Here is a 23,438-nt window from a genome sequence, read left to right on the forward strand (position 1 = left end):
AGATCGGACAGTGTCGGGGGGTACCCGGATTGTTAGGCTGAACGCATCTACAACAAGAGCGTAAAGCCATGAAGTTGCCGTCGTTGCTGCTGTGCCTGGGGCTGTGCAGTCTGTCGCCCTTGGCCGGTGCATGGTCTAATCACAGCGTGGGCAGCTACCTGGCCCTGCGGGATTTGCCCGCCTTGCGCGAGGCGCCCGAGGTGGCGGTCGAGTCCCTCGAGCAGTTTGTGTCCGAGCAGTATCCAGGCCTGGTGGCTTTGCTGGACGAGCAGGAGAACTTCGCCCGCAGCCACTTCCCCGACTATCCGCCGCGCCCCGACAACCTGCGCCTGGCGCCGCAACCTGGGGCCGATCTGCGCCGGGACTTGCTCATGGCCCTGCGGGTCAACCCGCAGATCCACCTGGCCCAGGTGATCCAGCCCATGCCCGGCGAGGACCTGGCGGGACGCCCGCAGCTCAAGGCCGCCGACGTGATGGTCGAGCAAACGCTTTCGCCGTGGAATCGCCAGCGCTTCATTCAGCTGCAGCCGGGGCAGCAGGTCGCGCCACTGGCCGTGCTGGCGACCGCTGCGGACGAGCCGGACTACGGTCACGATATCAATCTGTTCAGCGATAACCCGGGGGCCGTCGGCGCGTTGTATGGCTTCGGCGTGCAGTCGTTTGGCGACGCGCGTTTCCAATACAGCTCCCAGGCGCCGTTCCATATGGGCTTCTTCCACGAGAGCGCGGTGGTCTACGTCGCGGCGCCCTTCCTGCTGCGCAACTGGCCGGACTGGCGGGCCTACCAGTACTTCGGCCTGGCGCGTTTTGCCTTTGCCAATGGCCATCCCTACTGGGGCTATCGCTTCCTGGGCTGGGGCATGCACTACCTGCAGGACCTGACCCAGCCGTATCACGCCACGACCCTGCCGGGCGATGACCTGACCAGCATGCTGCTGATGGAGGGCAAGGCCCTGGCTGGCTATGACAGTGACAAGCGGGCGGCGATCGAGCGTGTCGCCACGCGCCACAACGAGGTGGAGCGCTACCAGTTCGCCTGGCTGCGCCACCTGCTGCTGACGGGGGCGAGCAACCCGATGCTGACGGCCTATGCCGACGCCTCCCGGGACGCCGATTACCCGGCTTATTCGACCGATTACCTGCGCCAGGTAGTCAGCGCCGAGGCGGATGCCCAGGCGGTGGCGTTCGACGAGGCCATCGGCCAGTGGTTGGCGACGCCCGGGGCGACCCAGAGCTTCAGTGCGGGCAACCAATTGCCCGCCGAACGCTACGACCATGCCCAGCTCAACGAACAGTTGGTGCAGTTGCTGCGCCACTTTGGCGCCCACAGTCGCAACTACGTCAGGGCCGGCCTCGACCGCCCGGCGCCGTGACAACAGACATCGCAGTGCAATAACAACAAAAAAGTTGCAGGGGAGAGACGGCAATGAGCACCACAGTGCGCGCGCAAGGCTCGGGATCCGAGGGTAAATGGTCCATTAAATCCACGGGGGCGGGCGTCGGCCTGGTGGGCCTGCTGCAACTGTGCAGCGGCGGGGACGTGCAGGCCATGGAGTTCAGTGTGCTGGACAACCAGGTCACCGGCTCGTTCGACAGCACCCTGTCGTATGGGCGCCTGTGGCGGGTCCAGGGGCGTGACAAGGGCAACGATGACGTCAACACCAACGACGGCAATCGCAACTTCGATACCGGGCTGGTTTCCGAGGTGTACAAGATCACTTCGGAGCTGGAGGCCAACTATCAGAACTACGGGCTGTTCGTGCGTGGCACGGGGTTCTATGACACCCAGATCATGGACAAGCGCAACGACTACTACCGCAACAACAACCCGTCGCAACCCAGCCAGAGCCATCCCCAGGATGACCACTTCACCGACCAGACCCGCGACATCGCCGGTAGCCGCGTGGAGATCCTCGACTCCTACATCTATGGCAACTGGGGCGTGGGCCAGATGCCCCTGACCGCGCGTCTGGGGCGCCAGGTGTTCAACTGGGGCGAGGGCATTTTCTATCGCGGCGGGGTCAACACCACCAACCCGGTGGACGCGGCCAAGTACCGCCTGCCGGGCGCCGAGGTCAAGGAAGTGCTGATGCCGGTGGAAGCCATCAGCTTCAATATCGGCTTGAGCGACAACCTGTCGATGGAGAGTTTCTACCAGTGGAACTGGAAGGAGACCCGCATCGATCCGGTCGGCACCTTCTATTCCCAGAGCGACCTGTTCGCCGATGGCGGCCGCACGGGCTACAACAACTTCACCGGCAGCGCCCTCGACACCCCGACGCCCATCGGCGGCAACGTCATCGGGTTATACGACGCCCTGGGCAACAACCCGATGCTCGGCGGCATGCTGCGCAGTACCGGGCTGTATGCCAACGGCATGACCCCGGCCTACGGCAACACCCTCAAGGTGGCGTCCATCGGCAAGGACTACAACGCGCGCAACGATGGCCAGTACGGCTTTGCCTTCCGCTACATCGCCGAGGAACTCAACAGCACCGAGTTCGGGCTGTACCTGGTCAACTACCACGCCAAGGAGCCGACCATTGCCGCTGACCTGGCGGGCTACAAAGGCATCGACATGGCAGCGCTGACCAGCATGCTGTCGTCGGTGGCCGGCAGCCAGGCGGCGGCCTTGGCCAATGGCCTGGCGACGGTGGACGTGATGGGCAATATCCAGGCGCACCGGCGTTATGCCGAAGACATCCGCATGTATGGCTTCAGCTTCAACACCACCCTGGGCAAGGCCTCGGTGTTTGGTGAGCTGGCCTACCGGCCGAACCTGCCCATCGGCGTCGCCGCCACCAACGACCTGATCGGCGACCTGGCCAATGGCGCCGGCGCGGCGGCGGGCGGGCAGTACATCAATGTCGGCGGGCAGATGGTCAACCTCAACAGCCAGATCGACAACTCCGAACGCGTCGAGGCCTTCAACACCTCCTTGGGTAGCATCTACAACTTCGGTCCGGGCCTGAGCTTCGACTCGCTGTTTGGCGTGTTCGAACTGGCCTCCGAGCACCTGCGTGGCAGCAGCCTGAAGTACCAGGCCTACGATGGCAGCACCCGCTACTACGCGGGCAGCGGCAACACCTCCTATGTGTCTGGTGGTGAGCGCGATGACCAGGTCAGCCGTGATTCCTACAGCTATACGGTGATGTTCAACGGTACCTGGAACGACGTGTACGCCGGGGTCAACCTGTCGCCCTACGTGGTCTACAAGGACGACTTCAAGGGCAACTCCTATCAGGCCGGCAACTACATCGAGGGACGCAAGGCCTACACCCTGGGGCTCAAGGCCAACTACCAGAACAAGCTGGAAGCCGAGCTGCAATACACCGAGTTCTTTGGTGGCGGCCAGAACAACGTGATCCGCGACCGCGACAACATCGGTTTCAACCTCAAGTACTTCCTGTAAGCCGCTGCCGTGCTGCGGCGCGAGGGCGGCTGCCCGCCCTCGTTTTTTTGGAGATTTGCCATGTTCCACACACCTCGAATGCTCACCGCCAGCCTGGCCCTGGCCCTCGGCCTGGCCGCTGGCAACGCGCTTGCTGCGCTCTCGCCTCAAGACGCACAACAGCTCAAGACCCAGCTCACCCCGTTCGGCGCCGAGCGCGCGGGCAATGCCGCCGGCACCATCCCGACCTGGGAAGGCGGGATCACCCAGGCACCCAAGGGCTATGAAAAGGGCAAGCACCATGTCGATCCCTTTGCCGGCGACAAGCCGCTGTTCACCATCACCAAGGCCAACCTGGAACAGTACAAGGCCAACCTGACGGCGGGCGAGATCGCCTTGTTCAACAGCTACCCCGACACCTTCCAGATGCCCATCTACCCAAGCCGGCGTTCCGGCTCGGCACCCCAGTGGGTGTATGACAACACCTTCAAAAACGCCACCAGCGCCAAGCTGCTGGACGGTGGCACCGGCTTTGCCGACGCCTTTGGCGGCGTGCCGTTCCCCATTCCACAAAGCGGTGTCGAGGCATTGTGGAACCACATCACCCGCTACCGTGGCACCTACGTGGTCCGCCGCGCCTCGGAAGCGCCCGTGCAACGCAATGGCAGCTTTGCCCTGGTGACGGCGCAGCAGGAAGGGCTGTTCAACTACTACCGCCAGGGCGGGCAGTACGCCGACCTGAAGAACATCCTGTTCTACTACCTGACCTTCGTAAAAAGCCCGGCCCGCCTGGCCGGTGGCGCGACCCTGGTACACGAGACCCTCGACCAGATCAAAGACGCACGCCAAGCCTGGATCTACGACGCCGGCCAACGCCGCGTACGCCGCGCGCCGAACCTGGCCTACGACACACCGATCTCATCCTCCGATGGCTTGCGCACGGCGGACGACACCGACATGTTCAACGGCTCGCCGGATCGCTACGACTGGAAACTGCTGGGCAAGAAGGAAATCTACATCCCCTACAACAACTACAAAGTCGCCAGCGCCGACGTGAAATACGCCGACCTGCTCAAGGTCGGCCACCTCAACCCGCAATACACCCGCTACGAACTGCACCGCGTGTGGGTCGTCGAAGGCACCCTGAAACCGACGGCGCGTCACCTGTACTCCAAACGCGTGCTGTACCTCGACGAAGACAGCTGGGGCGCAGCAGTGGTTGATCAGTACGACGGCCGTGGCGAACTGTGGCGGGTGTCGATGGCTTACTTGAAGAACTTCTACGACTTGCCGACTACCTGGAGTGCATTGGATGTATTCCACGACCTGCAGGCGCGGCGGTACTACGTGCAGAACCTGGATAACGAAGAACCGCAGACGGTGGATTTTGGCCAGGCGATTCCTGAGGATTCGTACTTTATGCCGTCGGCGTTGCGGTTGCGGGGTACTCGGTAGGGTTGTTGCTGCTTAGTTTGCGAGAGCTGCACGTTAGGGTGCGGCTCTTGGCTTTTGGTCGCAAGCCTTGCGTGAGTAGTTGGGCTGATGGGGGGCTTTTAGATGGGATTAGATTGTTTGGGGTAATTAAAAAGCCGGCTTGTGGCCGGCTTCTCGGGGACTGGTTAAGTCTATTTTTGGTAAACCTCACCAGCCTTCAATCGTTCACTCAAGCGCTCGCCCAAGTGATAAAGGGGGCATCAGCGGGAACTCCTCCGCATTGCCGGGCAGGGTGTGTCGACGCTACGCCAACCCCTGCCAAATGTGCCGCGCATGATACTGACACTCCTCTCAGTTTTCCAGCGTCTGGTCTGATTTAGAGCTGTCGTAGCCGATCAAGTGCTCGTCCAGCGGGACCGGTGGGCGGCGGTTGTTGAGGGTGGACCACCAGAAGACCCAGCCCAGGATCTGTAGGTTTTGCTCGAAGCGTTGGTCGTAGGTCAGGAGTTCGTCGGGGTGTTCGTTGCTGTTGTGGCTGCGCATGCGCAGGCCGCCGCCGGGGCGGTTGTAGAGGTATTTGATACGGAGCATGCCGTCGTGTTCGAGGGCGTATATTTCGCCGTCGATGATTTGGGTGCGGCCGCGGTCAATGGCCAGGGTGGCGCCGTCCTGGATGATGTCGATCATGCTGTTGCCGACCATGTAGGCCCCCAAGGCGCGGTCGGCGGTGACGTTGAGTTGTTCCAGGGTGCGCAGGGAGAGGCGTAGGCTTTCCTGGGTGTTGAAGGAGGCGTGGAGGGGGATTTCCACGTCGATTTTTTCCGGGCCGCTGCTGGGGCCGCAGCGGTAGTGGCCGCAGTCTTCGCGGGCGGTGGCGCTGTTTGCGTGGTTGGGGCCTTCCAGTTGGAGGTTGGTCGGCGGGTATTTGGGGCCTTCGCCGGTGCGCAGCCAGCGGCTGGTGACAGACAGCAGTTCTGCTATTTCGTCGAGCCGGGCCATGGGCACGCCGCGCTTGAACCAGTTGTTCACGTGCTGGGGCGTGACGTCGCGATTCTTGGCGAAGTCGGATGCGGAAAGATGAACTTCCCGAAGTAACGTTCTTAAGCGATCACCTGATGTATTCATAAACGCAGAGTTTACTGGCCGGAAAATAAGATCAAATAAACTATGTGTTGAGTTGGTGTATGTAGGTATTTCCTTATTGGAAGTAAAGTCGCACTCCAACTTGATCAAGTTAAACGGTAGTTGTGTTTTTGTTTATCTAATTGAACTTGTCGTTTAAATTTTCCCACAAAAAAAGCCCCGAATAATCGGGGCTTTTTTGACTGCCTGGGCAATGAGTCGTGGTATCAGCCTTTGTAGGCGGCTACCGACTTCATGATCTCGGCACGGGCGGCGTCTGCGTTGCCCCAACCGTCGATCTTCACCCATTTGCCTTTTTCGAGGTCTTTGTAGTTCTCGAAGAAGTGCTTGATCTGTTCCAGCAGCAGTGGCGGCAGGTCGGTGTATTCCTTCACGTCGACATACAGCTGGGACAGCTTGTCGTGTGGCACTGCGATAACTTTGGCATCGCCGCCGCCGTCGTCGGTCATGTTCAGGATGCCTACCGGGCGGGCGCGGATGACCGAGCCTGGGGTGACCGGGTAAGGGGTCACGACCAGCACGTCGAGGGGGTCGCCGTCGTCAGCCAGGGTGTTGGGGATAAAACCGTAGTTGGCCGGGTAGAACATCGGGGTGGCCATGAAACGGTCAACGAACAGGCAGTCGCTGTCTTTGTCGATTTCGTATTTGATCGGCGCGTGGTTGGCCGGAATCTCGATGGCGACGTAGATGTCGTTCGGCAGGTCTTTGCCAGCCGGAATCTTGCTGTAGCTCATTGGGCGTTGCCCCCGTAGTTGGCCAAGTAAATTGGCCGGATTGGCCTAAAAGTGGCGGCGATTATAGGCATATTCCTGCGCCGATGCCACGCGCCAGACGTCGTACGGTACTTAGCCTTCAGTCTGATAGCGTGGGTCGCTGGCTTGCAGATGTTTGAGGCGGGCCAGTGGATCCTGGCGGTAAAAGTGGCTCAGTTGCTCGTAGACCTGTGGATAACTGTCGGCGAGCAAATCCGGCGCACTGAAAAAATATTCGCTGGTGACCGCAAAAAATTCCGCGGGGTTTTCCGCAGCATACGGATCGATGGCGGTTTCGGCGTCGGGGTTGTGGTCGAGCTGGCGGTTGAGGTCATCAAACGCGCTCTGCATCACGCTGGCCCACTCTTGTACGCGCATGTCGTGGTGCAGCGGCGGCAGGCCGTTGGCGTCGCCATTGAGCATGTCGAGCTTGTGCGCCAACTCGTGGATCACCAGGTTGTAGCCTTCCCAATTGCCGCTGGCCAGTACGCCCGGCCAGGCGAGGATCACCGGGCCTTGCTGCCAGGCTTCGCCGCTGTGTTCGCCATCCCATTCATGTTCCACGCCGCTGGCGTCGCGATGGCGCTGGGGGCTGCGAAAGTCATCGGGGTAAAGAATGATTTCATGGAAGCCCTGGTACCACTCCAGGTCGCCCAGGTTCATCAGCGGCAGTTGCGCCTGGGCGGCGAGCAGCAGGCGTTGTTCCTGATGAAGTTCGACCCCGGGCAGGGCAGTCAGGTGTTTTTCGGCGAGGAACAGCACGCTGGCCTCACGTAACCATTGGTCCTGTTCGGCGTTGATGCCGTCGAGGAAGGTCAGGTGATGGCGCACCCGTTGCCAGGTTTCATCGGCAACCGGGTGCTTGGCCAGGACGCGCCGGCGACGCCAGGCGCTGAGGGACCACATGGCCGATCAGTGCGGCTTGGCTTCGGAGGAGGTGCGGCCAAAACGGCTACGGACCACGCCAATGATCATCGGCACCAGCGACAGCAGGATGATGAACACCACCAGCAGCGACAGGTTTTTCTTGATGAACGGTACGTTACCGAAGAAGTAACCGAGGGTGACTAGGCCACCGACCCACAGGATGGTGCCCAGCACGCTGAAGCCGAAGAAACGCGGATACGGCATTTTGGCGACACCGGCGACGAATGGCGCGAAGGTGCGCAGGATCGGCAGGAAGCGCGCCAGGGTCACGGTCTTGCCGCCGTGCTTGTCGTAGAAGTCGTGGGTTTTTTGCAGGTAGTCGCGGCGGAAGATTTTCGAGTTGGGGTTGCTGAACAAGCGTTCCCCAGCGGTGCGGCCGATCACGTAGTTGGTGCTGTCACCAAGGATCGCCGCGAGCATCAGCAGGCCGCCCAGCAGGACCGGGTCCATGCCGCCACCCGCAGCTACCGCGCCGGCAATAAACAGCAGGGAATCGCCGGGCAAAAATGGCATGACCACCAGGCCGGTTTCGCAAAAAATCACCAGGAACAGAATGGCGTAGATCCACGGACCGTAATTGGTTACCAGCAAGTCGAGGTAAACGTCGAGATGCAGGATAAGGTCGAGCGGGTTGAAATCCATGGATGGCACCTGTGTGAATGGCCCGACTCAGCGGGCCTGTGCGGAGGCAGCGGGTAATAAGGCTACGCGTGTATGCCGTTTTTCTTACAACCCTAAAAGGTCGGCATTATACGGATTGAATGATGAAAAGCGTGTTGGTTTTGTAGCGGGGGATGTCGCAGCTATTCTGACTAGCACTGATCCAAATGTGGGAGCGGGCTTGCCCGCGATAGTGGTGTGTCAGTGAGAAATACCTCGATTGACCCAGCGCTATCGCGGGCAAGCCCGCTCCCACATTTTTTTTGGTGTTTGGGTGAATGGCTTTTAGTCTTCGCTGATCGGCAATGTGTAGTTCTTGAACTCGGTGTCTTCACGAAAGCCCATGGACTCATAGGTCTTCTGCGCCACGGCGTTATCACTGCTGGTCGACACGCGCAAACGCACGGCATTGGTTTCCTTGGCCATTTTTTTTGCGGTGCGCATCAGGTTGTCGGCCACCAGTTGGCGGCGGGCATCTTCGGCGACGTAGATGTCATTGAGGATCCACACCCGTTTCAACGACAGCGAAGAAAAGCTCGGATACAGCTGGCAAAAGCCCAGCAGTTTGTTGTCGTCGTCATCCGCCAGGGCCAGGTAAATCACCGATTCCTTGCGCCGCAGGCGCTTTTCCAGAAAGGCCCGGGATGAGTCAGGAAAGGGCAGCGCGCCATAGAATTCGCGGTATTTGACGAATAATGGGGTCAACAGGTCCAGGTGTTCCAGAGTCGCTTGAGTAATCCGCATGCTAGGCCTCAACTTCTATAGGAATACGACGGCAAACGGTCCATTACTCGGGCGCCCGCTGCTTGATGCTGCCTAAAGCGGCGAAAAATCGCAATCGTGCCGGCATCACTCCTTGGGTGGGCTGAGCAGGAAGTTACCTTTCATCAGGTCAGGATCGTCCGACTCCAGGGTCTGAACCTGGGCCTCATCCTTGAGGTTGACTCCCGACAACTGCCGCCGACAGGCCTCGCGCATCAAGTACAGCAGGCGGTGCGCGGCCATCCCGTAACTCAGGCCCTCCAGGCGCACATTGGAAATACAGTTGCGGTAGGCATCGGTCAGGCCAACCTTGGGGTTGTAGGTGAAATACAGCCCCAGGCTGTCCGGCGAGCTGAGCCCCGGCCGTTCGCCGATCAGGATCACCACCATTTTGGCCCCAAGTAACTGGCCGATCTCGTCGGCGACCGCCACCCGGCCTTGTTCCACCAGGATCACCGGCGACAATGACCAGCCTTCGGCGTGGGTCTGTTCTTCCATGCGTGTCAGAAACGGCGCGGTATGTTTATGCACCGCCAGCGCCGATAAACCATCGGCCACCACCACCGCCAGGTCCACCCCGCCCGGGTTGGCCAGGGCGTAGTCGCGCAGTATCTGTGCCGACTCATCGCTCAGGCGCCGCCCCAGGTCCGGGCGTTGCAGGTAGCTGTGGCGATCGGGCGCGGCGCTGTGCAGCAACAGGCTGTCGCGGCCGCGCTCGGCCATTTGGTTGCTCAGGCCGGCATGGTCAAACGGTAGGTGTACCGCGTCGCGGGCCTGGGCGTGGGCGAACTGGAAGTCCAGTTGCGCGCCCGTGGGAATGCTGGTGCCGGTACGGCCCAGGGCGATCCGCGCCGGGGTCAGGCGCCGCAGTTCCAGCCATGGATTATCGCTTTCAGGTGTGTCGATTTGCACTGGAGGTTCCTTCATCCCAATTGCGCCAAGGCGTGGCGGAAGGCCGGTGGCAGATTGTTGCCAAACCGCACCTTGCCATCGGCTTGGGTGAAGATGCCCATTTTCGCCAGCCACTGTTCAAATTCCGGCGCGGGCTTTAAGCCCAGGGTTTGCCTGGCATAGAGCGCGTCGTGGAAGGAAGTGGTCTGGTAATTGAGCATGATGTCGTCGGAGCCCGGGATGCCCATGATGAAGTTGATCCCGGCTACGCCCAGCAGGGTCAGCAGGGTGTCCATATCGTCCTGGTCGGCTTCGGCATGGTTGGTGTAGCAGATGTCGCAGCCCATGGGCACGCCCAGCAGCTTGCCGCAGAAATGGTCCTCGAGGCCGGCGCGGATGATCTGCTTGCCGTTGTACAGGTACTCGGGGCCGATAAAACCGACCACGGTGTTGACCAAAAACGGCTTGAAGTGCCGCGCTACCGCATAGGCGCGGGTTTCGCAGGTTTGTTGGTCAATCCCAAAGTGGGCGTTGGCCGACAGAGCGCTGCCCTGGCCGGTCTCGAAATACATCAGGTTTTGCCCCAGGGTCCCGCGATTCAGGCTCAAGCCCGCGTCGTAGCCCTCCTGCAGCACACTCAGGCTGATCCCGAAACTGGCGTTGGCCGCCTCGGTGCCGGCAATCGACTGGAACACCAGGTCCAGCGGCACGCCACGGTTGATGGCTTCGATGGAGGTGGTGACGTGGGTCAGCACACAGGCCTGGGTCGGGATTTCGTAGCGCTGGATGATCGCATCGAGCATTTCCAGCATGGCGCAGATCGAGGCGATGCTGTCGGTGGCCGGGTTGATGCCGATCATGGCGTCGCCGTTGCCGTACAGCAGGCCGTCGAGGATGCTCGCGGCGATGCCCGCCGGCTCATCGGTCGGGTGATTGGGTTGCAGGCGCGTCGACAATCGCCCGCGCAGGCCCAGGGTGCCGCGAAACTGGGTGACGACGCGGATCTTCTGCGCCACCAGCACCAGGTCCTGCACGCGCATGATCTTCGACACGGCGGCGGCCATTTCCGGGGTCAGCCCTGGCGCCAGGGCGCGCAGGCTGTGTTCGTCGGCCGCGTCGCTGAGCAGCCAGTCCCGCAGGCCGCCGACGGTCAGGTGGCTGACCACGGCAAAGGCCTGCTGGTCGTGGGTGTCGATGATCAGGCGGGTGACTTCATCGCTTTCGTACGGGATCAGCGCCTCCTCAAGGAAGTGCTTCAACGGGATATTGGCCAGGGCCATCTGCGCCGCCACCCGTTCGCCGTCGTTCTGCGCGGCGACGCCGGCCAGAAAGTCCCCGGAGCGGGCGGGACTGGCCTTGGCCATCACGTCCTTGAGGCTATCGAAACGGTAGGTCAATGCACCGACCGAGTGGGAAAAACTTGCCATACAGACTCTCCATGACGGCGCGGGCGTTGGCCCGCACCGTGGTTTACGGCGTTTAGTGCAAGGCGGCCTCTGCGGCCTGGATCGCCGCGAATTCCTCTTCCGGCGTGCCTGCTACCAAGTGATGCCGACTGTAGAAAGCAAAGTAAGCAATTAATACTCCATAGATGATCGCGGCGCCAATCACCACGCGCGGATCCACCAGGAAGCCCGCCACTACAGCGATGCAGGCCAGTACCAACGCCAGGCCCGAGGTGAAGATGCCGCCCGGTGTGCGGTATGGCCGCTCCATTTTGGGGCGACGGATGCGCAGGGTGATATGCGCGGCCATCATCAGCACGTAGGAAATGGTCGCGCCAAATACCGCCACCAGGATCAGCAGGTCGCCCTGGCCGGTCAGCGACAGGCCAAAACCGATAATCCCTGGAATGACCAGGGCCAGCACCGGCGCCTTGCTTTTATTGGTTTGCGACAGTTTGCGCGGCAGGTAGCCCGCGCGGGACAGGGCGAAAATCTGCCGGGAGTAGGCGTAGATGATCGAGAAGAAACTCGCGATCAGCCCGGCCAGGCCCACCAGGTTGACGAAGCTGCCCATCCAGGTCGAGCCGCCATAGGCCAGGGCCAGGGATTCCACCAGCGGGTTGCCGGACTTGACCAATGCCAGGGTGCCGGCGCCGCCCGGAGCGATCACCAGGATCAGCAGGGCGAAACTGGTGAGCACCACAATCGCGCCGATCAGGCCACGGGGCAGGTCGCGCTTGGGGTTCTTGGTTTCTTCGGCGGCCAGGGGCACGCCTTCGACGGCGAGGAAAAACCAGATCGCATAAGGGATCGCGGCCCACACGCCCACGTAGCCGAACGGCAGGAAACTGCTGGCGCCCTTGGCCTCGGTCACGGGAATGTCCAGCAGGTTGGCGACGTTGAAGTGCGGCACCATCGATACCAGGAACACGCCCAGGGCAATGGCGGCGACGGCGGTGATCACGAACATCAGCTTCAGCGCTTCACCGACGCCAAAGATATGGATGCCGATAAAGATGATGTAGAACGCCAGGTAGATCATCCAGCCGCCAATGCCGAACAGCGACTCGCAATAGGCGCCGATAAACACCGCGATCGCGGCGGGGGCGATGGCGTATTCGATCAGGATCGCCGTGCCGGTAAGGAACCCGCCCCAAGGGCCGAAGGCGCTGCGGGCAAAACCATAGCCGCCGCCCGCCGTAGGAATCATGGAGGACAGTTCGGCCAGGGAGAAACACATGCACAAGTACATGGTGGCCATCAGCAATGTGGCGAGAAACATCCCGCCCCAGCCGCCCTGGGCGAGGCCGAAGTTCCAACCGGCGTAGTCGCCGGAAATCACGTAGGCCACGCCGAGGCCGACCAGGAGCACCCAGCCGGCGGCGCCTTTTTTCAGTTCTCGTTGCTGGAAGTATTCGGAGCCGACTTTTTCGAAGTCGACGGAGGATCCTGTCGGTTCGCTAGGCATGGGGAAGTACCTTTCATTGTTATTGTTTTAGCTCGACATCTTTGTGCCGGATGAGGAAGCAAGCACTTGGCGACGTTCATTTTAGGAGCTGGCTTGCCAGCGATGGGGCCGGTCAAGTCAGCATCTTTGCTGAATGTGGAATTGCTATCGCTGGCAAGCCAGCTCCTACAGTTGGTTGCATTTCAAATGTAGGAGCGGCGTACCATTTAGAGGCTTAGAAGAAGCCCAGTGGGTTGATGTCGTAGCTCACCAGCAGGTTCTTGGTCTGCTGATAGTGATCCAACATCATCTTGTGCGTCTCACGGCCCACACCGGATTTCTTGTAGCCACCAAACGCCGCATGCGCGGGGTACAGGTGATAGCAGTTGGTCCACACACGCCCGGCCTTGATCGCCCGGCCCATGCGGTACGCGCGGTTGATGTCGCGGGTCCACAAGCCGGCACCCAGGCCAAACTCGGTGTCGTTGGCAATCGCCAGGGCTTCGGCTTCATCCTTGAAGGTGGTGATGCTTACCACCGGGCCAAAGATTTCTTCCTGGAACACGCGCATCTTGTTGGTGCCCTTGAGCAGGGTCGGTTGGATGTAATAGCCGGTTGCCAGGTCGCCGGTCAGTTTCTCCACTTTGCCGCCGGTCAGCAGCTCGGCGCCTTCGCCTTTGGCGATTTCCAGGTACGACAGGATCTTGTCGAACTGCTGCTCGGACGCCTGGGCGCCCACCATGGTGTCGGTGTCCAGCGGGTCGCCACGTTTGATCGATTCGACCTTCTTCATCACCACTTTCATGAAGTCGTCGTAGATCGACTCTTCCACCAGCGCGCGGGATGGGCAGGTGCACACTTCGCCCTGGTTGAAGAACGCCAGCACCAGGCCTTCGGCGGCCTTTTCGATAAATTGCGGTTCGGCTTTCATGATGTCGGCGAAGAAGATGTTCGGCGACTTGCCGCCCAGCTCAACGGTGGACGGAATAATGTTCTCGGCCGCGCAATGCATGATGTGCGAGCCCACCGGGGTGGAGCCGGTGAAGGCGATCTTGGCGATACGCTTGCTGGTCGCCAGGGCTTCGCCTGCTTCCTTGCCGAAACCGTGTACCACGTTCAGTACGCCCGGTGGCAGCAGGTCGCCGATCACTTCCATCAGCACGTTGATACCCAGCGGGGTCTGCTCGGCAGGCTTGAGTACCACGCAGTTACCGGCGGCCAAGGCCGGCGCGAGTTTCCAGGCGGCCATCAGCAGCGGGAAGTTCCACGGGATGATCTGCCCGACCACGCCCAGGGGTTCGTGGAAGTGATAGGCGGCGGTGTGTTCATTGATCTCGGCGCTGCTGCCTTCCTGGGCGCGGATGCAGCCGGCGAAGTAACGGAAGTGGTCAGCCGCCAGGGGGATATCGGCGTTGAGGGTTTCACGCACTGCCTTGCCGTTGTCCCAGGTTTCGGTGACGGCCAGCAGTTCGAGGTTCTGTTCGATGCGGTCGGCAATTTTGAGCAGCACCAGCGAGCGGTCCTGGGCCGAGGTCTTGCCCCAGGCGTCAGCGGCGGCGTGGGCGGCGTCCAGTGCCTTGTCGATGTCCTTGGCTGTGGAGCGTGGGAATTCGGCGATGGGCTTGCCGTTAACCGGCGAAGTGTTGGTGAAGTAGTTGCCATCGACCGGGGCCACAAATTCGCCACCGATGTAGTTGCCGTACTTGGCCTTGAACGAAACGATAGCGCCTTCAGTACCGGGGTGTGCGTAACGCATGGTGGGTATCTCCTGACTTCTTATGTTTATTGGAGTGCAGCGTGGCTGCGCTTGATAAAGCGTAGAGCAAAGGTCGGGCCAGTGCCTTGCAGGCCCCGTAAGTCAAGGGTTCTGGGTTTATTGCAAGGCGTTGTTGTGACAGGTCTGGTACAGCCTGTGTGACACTTTGTGCCATGCAAGGTACGGCCTGTGACCCATGGGTCGCCCCGGGATTGCAATGCGCCAAGGCCTGGAGGATGCTGGGCGTCCCGGTCCGCGGTGTGTCCCACGCAACAGGAGAACAATAAGAATATGCACAACGATCATTTCAGCCGCCATGCCCGGCAAGTCCTGACGGTCACCCGTGGGCAAGACCCGCTGCACGGTCCCGGCAGCGACCCCTCGATTGCCCGCTCCTGGCTGCGCTGCCTGGAGGATTACCACCTTGACCCGGCCCTGACCGTCGCTCCCACGGTGCTGGAGCATGATCGCCTGCTGGAAAGCCGCGAGCGCCTGCAACAGGTGCTGCACATCGCCGGCACTGAAATGAACAATTTGCATCAACAGCTTTCCGGCGCCGGGCACGCAGTGCTGCTGACCGATGCGCGAGGGGTGATCCTCAATTGCGTCACCGCGCCCAGCGAACGCAAGGTGTTCGAGCATGCCGGCCTGTGGCTCGGCGCCGACTGGAGCGAGGCCTGCGAAGGCACCAACGGCATTGGCACCTGCCTGGTGGAGCGCCAGGCTCTGACCATTCATCGCGACGAACACTTTCGCGGGCGCCATACCGGACTGACCTGCTCGGCCAGCCCGGTGTTCGACCCCCATGGCGACCTGCTGGCGGTGCTCGACGTGTCCTCGGCCCGCGAAGCGGTGTCGCGCCAGAGCCAGTTCCACACCATGGCGCTGGTCAATCTTTCGGCGAAGATGATCGAGAGCTGCTATTTCCTGCGCCACTTTGAAAACCACTGGCTGCTGCGTTTCCACCTGCAGGCCGAATCCGTGGGCCTGTTCAGCGAAGGGCTGTTGGCGTTCGACGGTGAAGGGCGGATCTGTGCGCTCAACCAAAGCGCGCAGAACCTGCTCGGCCAGCCACGCGGACGCCTGTTGGGCCTGCCGGTGGAGATGTTTTTCGACTGCACCCTGGATGACTTGCTTGGGCGCGCCAGTTCCAACGCCAGCGCCAGTTGGCCCTTGCGTACCCGTGATGGGCGCGGCCTGTTTGCGGTGCTGCGTGGCGAGGCCCGGCGCGCCCCCAGCCCGGTAGTAGCGCCGCCGCCCAAGGTCGAGCGGCCGCACTTGCCGGGCATCTGCCTGGGCGATGAGGCGCTGCAGAATGACTTTCGCAAGGCCCTGCGGGTTTTTGAGCGCGACGTGCCACTGCTGATCAATGGCGAAACCGGCTCCGGCAAGGAGGCCTTCGCCAAAGCTGTACACCACGCCAGCCAACGCGCCGACAAAGCCTTCGTGGCCCTGAACTGCGCGGCCATCCCGGAAAGCCTGATTGAGAGCGAGCTATTTGGCTACCGCGGCGGCAGCTTCACCGGCGCCCGCAAGGAAGGCATGCGCGGCAAGCTGCAACAGGCGGATGGTGGCACGCTGTTCCTCGACGAGATCGGCGACATGCCCCTGGCTTTGCAGACCCGGCTATTAAGGGTGCTGGAAGACCGGTTGGTGGTGCCCATTGGTGGCGAGCCGCAAGCGGTGAACGTGCGCATCATCAGCGCCACCCACCGGGACTTGCTGGCGCGGGTCGCCAACGGCACCTTCCGTGAAGACTTGTACTATCGCCTCAACGGCCTGGAAGTGGCGTTGCCGCCGCTGCGCGAACGCAGTGACAAGTCCCAGCTACTGGACTTTCTACTGGCGCAAGAAGCAGACGGACAGGCGATAGCACTGGCTGTCGAGGCTCGTCAGGCGCTGCTGGATTATTCCTGGCCGGGAAACGTGCGCCAACTGCGTACGGTGCTGCGCACACTGGCCGCCCTGTGTGACGGTGGGCGCATTGGGCTGGACGACTTGCCGGCGGTCATCCGCCAGGTTCCTTCTCAGGCACACATCACCGTACAACGGGGCAAGCAACCTTTGGAGGACGCCGAACGCTTGGCATTGCTGACCACGCTGGAGCAGCAGCGCTGGCATATGACCCAGGTCGCGGAGCAGTTGGGCGTTAGCCGCAATACGTTGTATCGCAAGCTACGCAAGCATGGCATCGCTCTGCGCTCAGCGGGCTGAATCGAGACGAGGGCAGCGCCAGCCCTCTTGCGCCTTTCTTGGCGCATTCACTCGCGCGTCGGCGCCGTACGGGTTAAATCTGTAGTCAACCGGCTTTTAGATAAGTGTGTTTTAACTTGGCGGCGTGAGGTTTTTTGTTGGAAGTGAATGTGAAGTAATTATTTAATGCGGGCGTTCTGCTTTTTTAAGCTTGAATCTATTGCCGCTAATGTGGAGTGTTGCGAGTTGTAATGACTGCTTTAATTTCCCTGCTCAGTGGAACTGAACGCTAGTTTATTCGTACTCAAGGTGAAAGGACGGTTCATTATTTTAGAGCGATTGGCTCTAGGCGTAGGCAAGTTTTGTTCAGGCGTCATGAACGTATTTTTACTATTGAGGTGATGATATGAATGTTACAGGTTTGCCTGTTTCGGTTCCGTTGCAAGTGAAAGATTTAATGCCTGGTATTTCCAATCAACAGGCGTCAGCCAGTACCCAAGGTGCTCCGAATTTAAATGAAGTAGCGGATGAGTTACAGGCCCAGGGCTCCAGCGCGGCCAATAGCACGGGTGAGCATTCGGGTGATGGTTCTGTGCGTGTTAAAAGAGGGTTTAAAGTCCGTGGTTTTCCCAGGGGAATGACCTCGGTCAGTCTTAATTCGCCCAAAATCCCAACTATTGGGCTCGAAGGCAAGTTTGTACCTACATCAAGTTTGGGCCCCCGTGTGCCTGTCGGCCCTCGCAACAGCAAGGCAATCAGTGACTTCAGGGAGATTGCGTTCAAGACGCAGCACCCTGGCTCGTCGCTCTCTGGGCCGGCAAAGCCCGTGGTCGCACAACCCAAGACATTTGGTGATGTGGCAGCCAACCTGATTGCGGCAGATCGTCTAGTCAAGGCGGGTGTGTTTAAGACCGATACTTCCCTGAAGACTGTTACCCGTGATGCTTTTGTGAATGCTTCTATAAATGGGCTTGTCAGCACGCCGTTGAGTGTTGGCACTTACGCGGGGTCTGTCTGGAGTGGTGAAAGTATCAAGGGCAGTTTTACCGCTTCTACCCCATTACTACCTCCTGCTCACCTGCCAGCCCCGAGTAAACTCCCTAATGGCGTGGCGGCAGCAGGTAGTACTGGGTCGCAAGACGCCTCAATGGTGAGTTTGCGCCTGGAAAACGCCGAGATAAAATATTTGTATGCGGCTAATACGATCCAGACGTTAGCTGAAGGTGGCGAAGCCGCGGCTCTTGGAAAAAGCCCGAACTGGCCAACCGAGACCGATGCTCGCCTTGACACTCTCGAGAAACTGTACGGTGCAGCAGAGAAAAACCTGGAGGCGGTCGCCACGCAAAACGATTTTGTTTTCAGGCCCTACAAAGCAGAAGCGACGCCCGGGACCCAAGATGCTGCTGGACGATTAGACGCGCTTGATAAAAGGAATGAAGCGATCAATAAAGGGATTGGCAGGTTAGTGGCCATTCGAGAGTTGGAGACGCAGCGCAAAGAATGAGGGTTTTTAAGTAAGGCTTTCTTGTTTTCGCTTCGTTAGTTTGAGTGTGATTGTATATTTCCTTGAGTCGCTTTCCAGGCCCCGGTGTTGTAGGGAAGTCCCGAACTCCGGGCCTGATTTCAGCTTATAAACACCCAATGGCGCTGGGTCCCGGCTAGCCACGATCAATGAATGAAAAGATCGCACGTCAATCGCTAAAAGAGTGCGATTTTTCCCACCCTACGCTAACCTGCCTCGATGTTTTACGAGGTCGACTATGCACATTCATATTCTCGGTATTTGCGGCACCTTCATGGGTTCGATGGCGGTCCTGGCCAAAGAGCTGGGTCATCATGTCACCGGCTCCGATGCCAACGTCTATCCGCCCATGAGCACGCAATTGCAGGCCCAGGGCATTGAGCTGACCCAAGGTTACGACCCGGCGCAGTTTGATCCGGTACCGGACCTGGTGGTGATCGGCAACGCGATGTCCCGTGGCAACCCCGCCGTGGAATACGTGCTGAACAAAGGCCTGCCTTATGTTTCCGGACCGCAATGGCTGGCTGACCATGTGCTGCAAGGCCGTTGGGTGTTGGCGGTGGCCGGTACCCATGGCAAGACCACCACCAGCAGCATGCTGGCCTGGGTGCTGGAACACGCGGGCATGAGCCCCGGCTTCCTGATTGGCGGCGTACCGCAGAACTTCTCGGTGTCGGCGCGCCTGGGCGATACCCCGTTTTTTGTTATCGAAGCCGATGAATACGACAGTGCGTTCTTCGACAAACGCTCCAAATTCGTTCACTACCGCCCGCGCACGGCGATCCTGAACAACCTGGAGTTCGATCATGCGGATATCTTCCCCGATCTGCCGGCCATCGAGCGGCAATTCCACCACCTGGTGCGCACCATTCCCAGCGAAGGCCTGGTGATTCATCCCACCACCGAGCCGGCCCTGCAGCGCGTGATCGAGATGGGCTGCTGGACCCCGGTGCAAACCACCGGCGTGGGCGGGCAATGGCAGGTCAAGCTGTTGAGCGAGGATGGCTCCAAATTCGAAGTGCTGTTTGAGGGCGAGGGCCAGGGCATTGTCGATTGGGACATGACCGGCCAGCACAACGTTGCCAACGCCTTGGTGACTCTGGCGGCAGCCCGGCATGTCGGCGTGGTGCCGGCCATGGGCATTGCCGCGCTGAGCGCGTTCAAGAGCGTCAAGCGGCGTATGGAAAAGGTCGCTGAAGTGAATGGGATTACCATCTACGACGACTTTGCCCACCACCCCACGGCGATTGCCACCACCCTCGACGGCCTGCGCAAGCGTGTCGGCGATGCGCCGGTGATCGCGATTATCGAGCCACGCTCCAATTCCATGAAACTGGGCGCGCACCGTGATGGCCTGCCGGAAAGCGTCAGCGATGCCGACCAGGTGGTGTGGTACGCGCCGGCCAACCTGGGTTGGGACCTGGCAGCCGTGGCCAGGCTTTGCACCGTGCCCTCGATTGTCAGCGACTCCCTGGAAGGCATCATCGAACGGGTCAAGAGCCAGGCCAAGCCCGGTACCCACGTGGTGATCATGAGCAACGGCGGCTTTGGCGGCCTGCACGGCAAACTCGCCGAGGCGCTGCGATGAACGGGCCGGAGCGCATCACCCTGGCGATGACCGGCGCGTCCGGCGCACCTTATGGGCTGCGCTTGCTCGATTGCCTGGTGCGCGAAGACCGCGAAGTGCATTTCCTGATTTCCAAGGCGGCGCAATTGGTGATGGCCACCGAGACTGATGTCTCGCTGCCGCCCAAGGTGCAGATGATGCAAGCCTTCCTCACTGAATACACCGGTGCGGCGGCGGGGCAGATCAAGGTCTATGGCAAGGAAGACTGGATGTCACCGGTCGCATCCGGTTCCGGTGCGCCAGCGGCGATGGTAGTGGTGCCATGTTCCACGGGCACCTTGTCGGCGATTGCCACCGGGGCGTGCAACAACCTGATCGAGCGCGCGGCGGATGTGACCTTGAAGGAGCGCCGCCAGTTGATTCTGGTGCCGCGCGAGGCGCCGTACTCGAGCATTCATCTGGAGCACATGCTCAAGCTGTCGAACATGGGCGTGACCATCTTGCCGGCGTCGCCAGGCTTTTATCACCAGCCGCAGACCATTGATGACCTGGTGGATTTTGTGGTGGCGCGGATTCTCAACCTGCTGAACATCCCTCAGGACATGCTGCCGCGCTGGGGCGAGCATCATTTGAGCAGCGATGAATAAAACCCTGCTGATCGTGCTGGCGCTGCACCTGACGGGCTGCGCCACCGCACGCACCCTGGATGCGGCGAAACCCGGTGCGCCGGTGGTGTATGCGGGCACGCGCCTGGATCTCTATGCGATGCAGGGCGGCTGTTGTGCCATGGACCGCTTCGGTGCCGAAGCGCCGAGCTATCCGGGCCTCGACCTGCCGGCGAGCGCGCTGCTCGACACGCTGCTGTTGCCGCTGTCGGCGTTGACAGTATTGGGGGTTGGGTTTAATGCGACGGGTGGGTTGTAGCCTGTAGCGGTGGATGTTGTGTGGGCGGGCCCCATCGCAGGCAAGCCAGCTCCTACAGGTGATCGGTGAATACATTCGAGTGCAGGAGCCGGGCTTGCCCGCGATGAGGCCCGCCCGGTCAGCGCAGATTCACTTGCCGAGCTTACGCAACTCATCCGACTCGACAATCCGCACCCCATCCTGCTCTTCCAGCGCCAGGCGCCACATGGCCCGGGCCAGTTCACACACTTCGATGCCGCGATACTTGCCGGGAATCAGCCGCGACAACGGCCCCGCAAGTTTCTCCGCCAGGCGTGTCTCCAGGCGTTCGCCCAGTAGCAGCGAAGGCCTCACGATGGTCAGTTGCGGCCAGCCCTGGGCCTGCAGGGCCTGCTCCATCTCGCCCTTGACCCGGTTATAGAGCACCGAGGATTTGGGGTCGGCGCCTATGGCGCTGATTACGATCAGGTGCCGTGCGCCCATGTCCCGGGCGCGCTTGCCGAATGCCACGACCAGATCCAGGTCAACCGCGCGAAAGGCCTGTTCGGAGCCAGCCTGCTTGAGGGTGGTGCCCAGGCAGCAGAAGGCCAGGTCGACCCGGCCGCTCAGTTGTGGCAGCAATACGCTGGGGTCGCCGACCGGGTTTTCCAGGTGCGGGTGTTCTGCCAGCGGGCGGCGGCTGGGCGCCAGTACGCGGGTGACGGTGGGCTCGTTGAGCAGGCGGTCCAGCAGATGTTCCCCGGTCAAGCCCGAGGCTCCGGCAAGCAATATATGCTGAGGCGTCAAGTACATGGTGTTTCCCCCCTTGATACAGTTTCAGCTTAGTTGCTCTTTGCTTCCTTGCTATTGATAGAGACGCTTTCCAGCGCCTTTCGTGCCTGCTGTTTACGCAATAATTGCCAACGCGCGATCACGCCCTTGGGCGCCCAGATCTGTGGTTCGGAGGCTTCGAAGTTGTCAGCCATTTCGCGCTCGGTCACATGCCGTTGCGCCAGCTTGAAGGCGTGCTGCAAGTCGTCGGTCTGGGTCAGGGCCTGGGCAAACAAGGCGTCGCCGAAGTAGGTGAAATTGGCCTCTTCGGAGCAACCGAACGACACGCGATCGGCGCGGGAGGCGGTCATGATCAGGGTGTGCTCATCCTTGAGCGCCGGGATGAAACCACCGGAGTAACACGCGGAAATCACGATGACCTTGTCGCGGTTTTTCAGTGGTGCCATCACCGCAGCCAGTTCGTCGCTTGGCAGGTCGGCCAGCTCCATGCGGGGTTGGTCGAGCACCAGTTGGTGTTCATGGGTGCCGTGGCTGGTCAGGTAGATAAACACCAGGTCTTCGGGGCCGGTGCGCTCGGCCAGGGTCTGCACGGCGCGGCGCAGGCTTTCGCGGGTCGCCATCGGGCGGTCGGCGATATGGTCGCGGTGGTTGACCAGGCGGATCTGCCCGCGCGCGCCGAAGCGGCTGGCCAGCAGGTTACTGACATAATCGGCCTCACGCAGGAATACGCTTTGTTTGCCGTCACCGGCCACCACCAGGCTGTAGAGCTCGACGGCCGGGGTGGACGCTGGCACGGCCGCGAGGGCGTCGTCGAGCAAGTGGCCCTGGGCCAGGACTCCGACTTCCAGGGCGTCGGGCAACAGCTTGCCGTCGGCATCGCGTACGCGCAGGCCGTTGGCCCAGGTCCCGGCCTGCACCGTGCCATCGGTGAGTACCAGGGTGCCCTGGCCGTGATAGCTGTCGTTGTCAAAACCACCGATATAGAAGCTGCCATCACTGAGGTTCAAGCGCCCTTGACCGGTAAAGCGCCAGTCACTGAAGTGCCCGATGTAATGGCTGCCATCCACGCCGGTCAGTTCGCCTTTGCCACTCAGGGCGCCTTCGCGGAATTCGCCGGTCCACACGTCGCCGTCGGCGTTTTCGTAGCGCCCCTTGCCGTTGAGCTGGTTCTGTTTGAAGTGGCCGATGTACATGTCGCCTTCGGCGCTGTTGAAGGTGCCGTTGCCTTCCAGCTGGCCGTCGACGAAGCGCCCGCTGAACTGGTTGCCGCTGTCGTCGTTGCGCTGGCCTTCGCCGTTGGGTTTGCCGTGGGCGAACAGGCCCTGGTATTGGCTGCCGTCTGCCAGCTCCAGGCGGCCGAGGCCGGAATACTGGTCGTCCTTGAATTCGCCGCGATAGGTCATCTGCCCCTCTTTGAGGGTGCCTTCGCCGTTGCGCCGGCCTTGCTTGAAACCGCCGACGTAGGTGTTGGCCGCTGTGGTCAAGGTGCCTTGGCCATCGAACAGGCCTTGCTGGAACTGGCCTTTATAGACCTCGCCATTGCTGCCATGCCATTCGCCCTGGCCGTGCCACTGGCCCTTGTCGAATTGCCCGGCGTACCAACTGCCATTGGGGTAATCCACCCGGCCCTGGCCTTGCAGCAGCCCATCGACCACATCCCCGCGATAACGCCCGCCGTCCGGCAGCCGGGCATCGGGCGGCAACAGGGATTCGCCGTCGCCGCAAGCGGTGAGCAACAAGGCGAGAGCAAGGGGGACGATTGGGCGCATAGCGGGATCCGGATAATTGAGCGCCGAGTATGCCGCAGCGGGCGAAGCTATACCTAGTGGTCTATGTGTGAATTAAGACTTGTCGGCGATGGCGCGCCTGCTGGC

Annotated in this window: 19 protein-coding genes; 8 read left to right on the top strand and 11 right to left on the bottom strand. The window is 61.0% G+C overall.

Annotation, left to right across the window (positions count from 1 at the left end; genetic code table 11):
• Positions 1-68 precede the first annotated feature (68 nt).
• The 3 genes from HBO11_RS09380 to HBO11_RS09390 are packed head-to-tail and all read left to right on the top strand — an operon-like array spanning position 69 to position 4,846.
• Positions 69-1,373: a phospholipase gene (locus HBO11_RS09380; RefSeq protein WP_169951283.1), complete on the top strand. Its 1,305-nt coding sequence runs from the start codon at positions 69-71 to the stop codon at positions 1,371-1,373.
• A 53-nt stretch (positions 1,374-1,426) separates the two neighbouring features.
• Positions 1,427-3,412, top strand: a complete 1,986-nt coding sequence (locus tag HBO11_RS09385) for a DUF1302 domain-containing protein (RefSeq protein ID WP_169951281.1) — start codon at positions 1,427-1,429, stop codon at positions 3,410-3,412.
• A 60-nt stretch (positions 3,413-3,472) separates the two neighbouring features.
• Positions 3,473-4,846 carry a DUF1329 domain-containing protein gene (locus HBO11_RS09390; RefSeq protein WP_169951279.1) on the top strand — a complete coding sequence of 458 codons (1,374 nt, stop codon included), beginning with the start codon at positions 3,473-3,475 and terminating at the stop codon, positions 4,844-4,846.
• 330 nt (positions 4,847-5,176) lie between these two features.
• On the opposite strand, the gene HBO11_RS09395 is transcribed toward HBO11_RS09390, so the two are convergent.
• From HBO11_RS09395 to HBO11_RS09435, 9 genes are all read right to left on the bottom strand, one after another.
• Positions 5,177-5,950 (bottom strand): XRE family transcriptional regulator, encoded by a 774-nt coding sequence (locus HBO11_RS09395; protein ID WP_169951277.1) that lies wholly within the window; start codon positions 5,948-5,950, stop codon positions 5,177-5,179.
• 224 nt (positions 5,951-6,174) lie between these two features.
• Positions 6,175-6,702, bottom strand: coding sequence for an inorganic diphosphatase (gene ppa, locus HBO11_RS09400; RefSeq protein WP_003176323.1), 528 nt, complete (start codon positions 6,700-6,702; stop codon positions 6,175-6,177).
• 111 nt (positions 6,703-6,813) lie between these two features.
• Positions 6,814-7,626 (bottom strand): zinc-dependent peptidase, encoded by an 813-nt coding sequence (locus HBO11_RS09405; RefSeq protein ID WP_169951275.1) that lies wholly within the window; start codon positions 7,624-7,626, stop codon positions 6,814-6,816.
• A 6-nt stretch (positions 7,627-7,632) separates the two neighbouring features.
• Positions 7,633-8,289, bottom strand: coding sequence for a DedA family protein (locus tag HBO11_RS09410; protein WP_169865984.1), 657 nt, complete (start codon positions 8,287-8,289; stop codon positions 7,633-7,635).
• A gap of 303 nt (positions 8,290-8,592) precedes the next feature.
• Positions 8,593-9,051, bottom strand: coding sequence for a GNAT family N-acetyltransferase (locus HBO11_RS09415; protein WP_169951273.1), 459 nt, complete (start codon positions 9,049-9,051; stop codon positions 8,593-8,595).
• Positions 9,052-9,156: 105 nt separating this feature from the next.
• Positions 9,157-9,996: an ethanolamine ammonia-lyase subunit EutC gene (gene eutC / locus HBO11_RS09420; RefSeq protein ID WP_169951271.1), complete on the bottom strand. Its 840-nt coding sequence runs from the start codon at positions 9,994-9,996 to the stop codon at positions 9,157-9,159.
• Positions 9,993-11,387: an ethanolamine ammonia-lyase subunit EutB gene (locus HBO11_RS09425; protein WP_169951269.1), complete on the bottom strand. Its 1,395-nt coding sequence runs from the start codon at positions 11,385-11,387 to the stop codon at positions 9,993-9,995. The genes eutC and HBO11_RS09425 overlap by 4 nt, the downstream gene beginning before the upstream one ends.
• Before the next feature lie 52 nt (positions 11,388-11,439).
• Positions 11,440-12,873 carry an ethanolamine permease gene (eat, locus tag HBO11_RS09430; RefSeq protein WP_169951267.1) on the bottom strand — a complete coding sequence of 478 codons (1,434 nt, stop codon included), beginning with the start codon at positions 12,871-12,873 and terminating at the stop codon, positions 11,440-11,442.
• Between the two features lie 214 nt (positions 12,874-13,087).
• The gene (locus HBO11_RS09435; RefSeq protein ID WP_169951264.1) at positions 13,088-14,608 is read right to left on the bottom strand and encodes an aldehyde dehydrogenase family protein; all 1,521 of its coding nucleotides are present in this window, start codon (positions 14,606-14,608) and stop codon (positions 13,088-13,090) included.
• A gap of 291 nt (positions 14,609-14,899) precedes the next feature.
• Between HBO11_RS09435 and HBO11_RS09440 the strand changes: the two genes are divergently transcribed.
• The 5 genes from HBO11_RS09440 to HBO11_RS09460 all read left to right on the top strand — a co-directional run bounded on the left by HBO11_RS09440 (position 14,900) and on the right by HBO11_RS09460 (position 20,814).
• Entirely contained in the window at positions 14,900-16,822 is a 1,923-nt protein-coding gene (locus HBO11_RS09440) for a sigma-54-dependent Fis family transcriptional regulator (protein WP_169951261.1), read from the top strand.
• Between the two features lie 385 nt (positions 16,823-17,207).
• Positions 17,208-18,305, top strand: coding sequence for a hypothetical protein (locus HBO11_RS28650; protein WP_262381025.1), 1,098 nt, complete (start codon positions 17,208-17,210; stop codon positions 18,303-18,305).
• A 256-nt stretch (positions 18,306-18,561) separates the two neighbouring features.
• Positions 18,562-19,911 (top strand): UDP-N-acetylmuramate:L-alanyl-gamma-D-glutamyl-meso-diaminopimelate ligase, encoded by a 1,350-nt coding sequence (gene mpl / locus HBO11_RS09450; RefSeq protein WP_169951257.1) that lies wholly within the window; start codon positions 18,562-18,564, stop codon positions 19,909-19,911.
• Positions 19,908-20,537, top strand: coding sequence for a flavin prenyltransferase UbiX (ubiX, locus tag HBO11_RS09455; protein ID WP_169951254.1), 630 nt, complete (start codon positions 19,908-19,910; stop codon positions 20,535-20,537). The genes mpl and ubiX overlap by 4 nt, the downstream gene beginning before the upstream one ends.
• Entirely contained in the window at positions 20,530-20,814 is a 285-nt protein-coding gene (locus HBO11_RS09460; RefSeq protein WP_169951252.1) for a YceK/YidQ family lipoprotein, read from the top strand. The genes ubiX and HBO11_RS09460 overlap by 8 nt, the downstream gene beginning before the upstream one ends.
• A 129-nt stretch (positions 20,815-20,943) precedes the next feature.
• Here HBO11_RS09460 and HBO11_RS09465 read toward each other — a convergent pair whose 3' ends face one another.
• On the bottom strand, positions 20,944-21,585 hold the full coding sequence (locus HBO11_RS09465; protein ID WP_169951249.1) for an oxidoreductase: 642 nt from the start codon (positions 21,583-21,585) through the stop codon (positions 20,944-20,946).
• 29 nt (positions 21,586-21,614) lie between these two features.
• Positions 21,615-23,333 (bottom strand): C13 family peptidase, encoded by a 1,719-nt coding sequence (locus HBO11_RS09470; RefSeq protein ID WP_169951246.1) that lies wholly within the window; start codon positions 23,331-23,333, stop codon positions 21,615-21,617.
• Between the last annotated feature and the right edge of the window lie 105 nt (positions 23,334-23,438).

The organism is Pseudomonas sp. WS 5010, assembly GCF_012985565.1.
Classification (GTDB): Bacteria; Pseudomonadota; Gammaproteobacteria; order Pseudomonadales; family Pseudomonadaceae; genus Aquipseudomonas.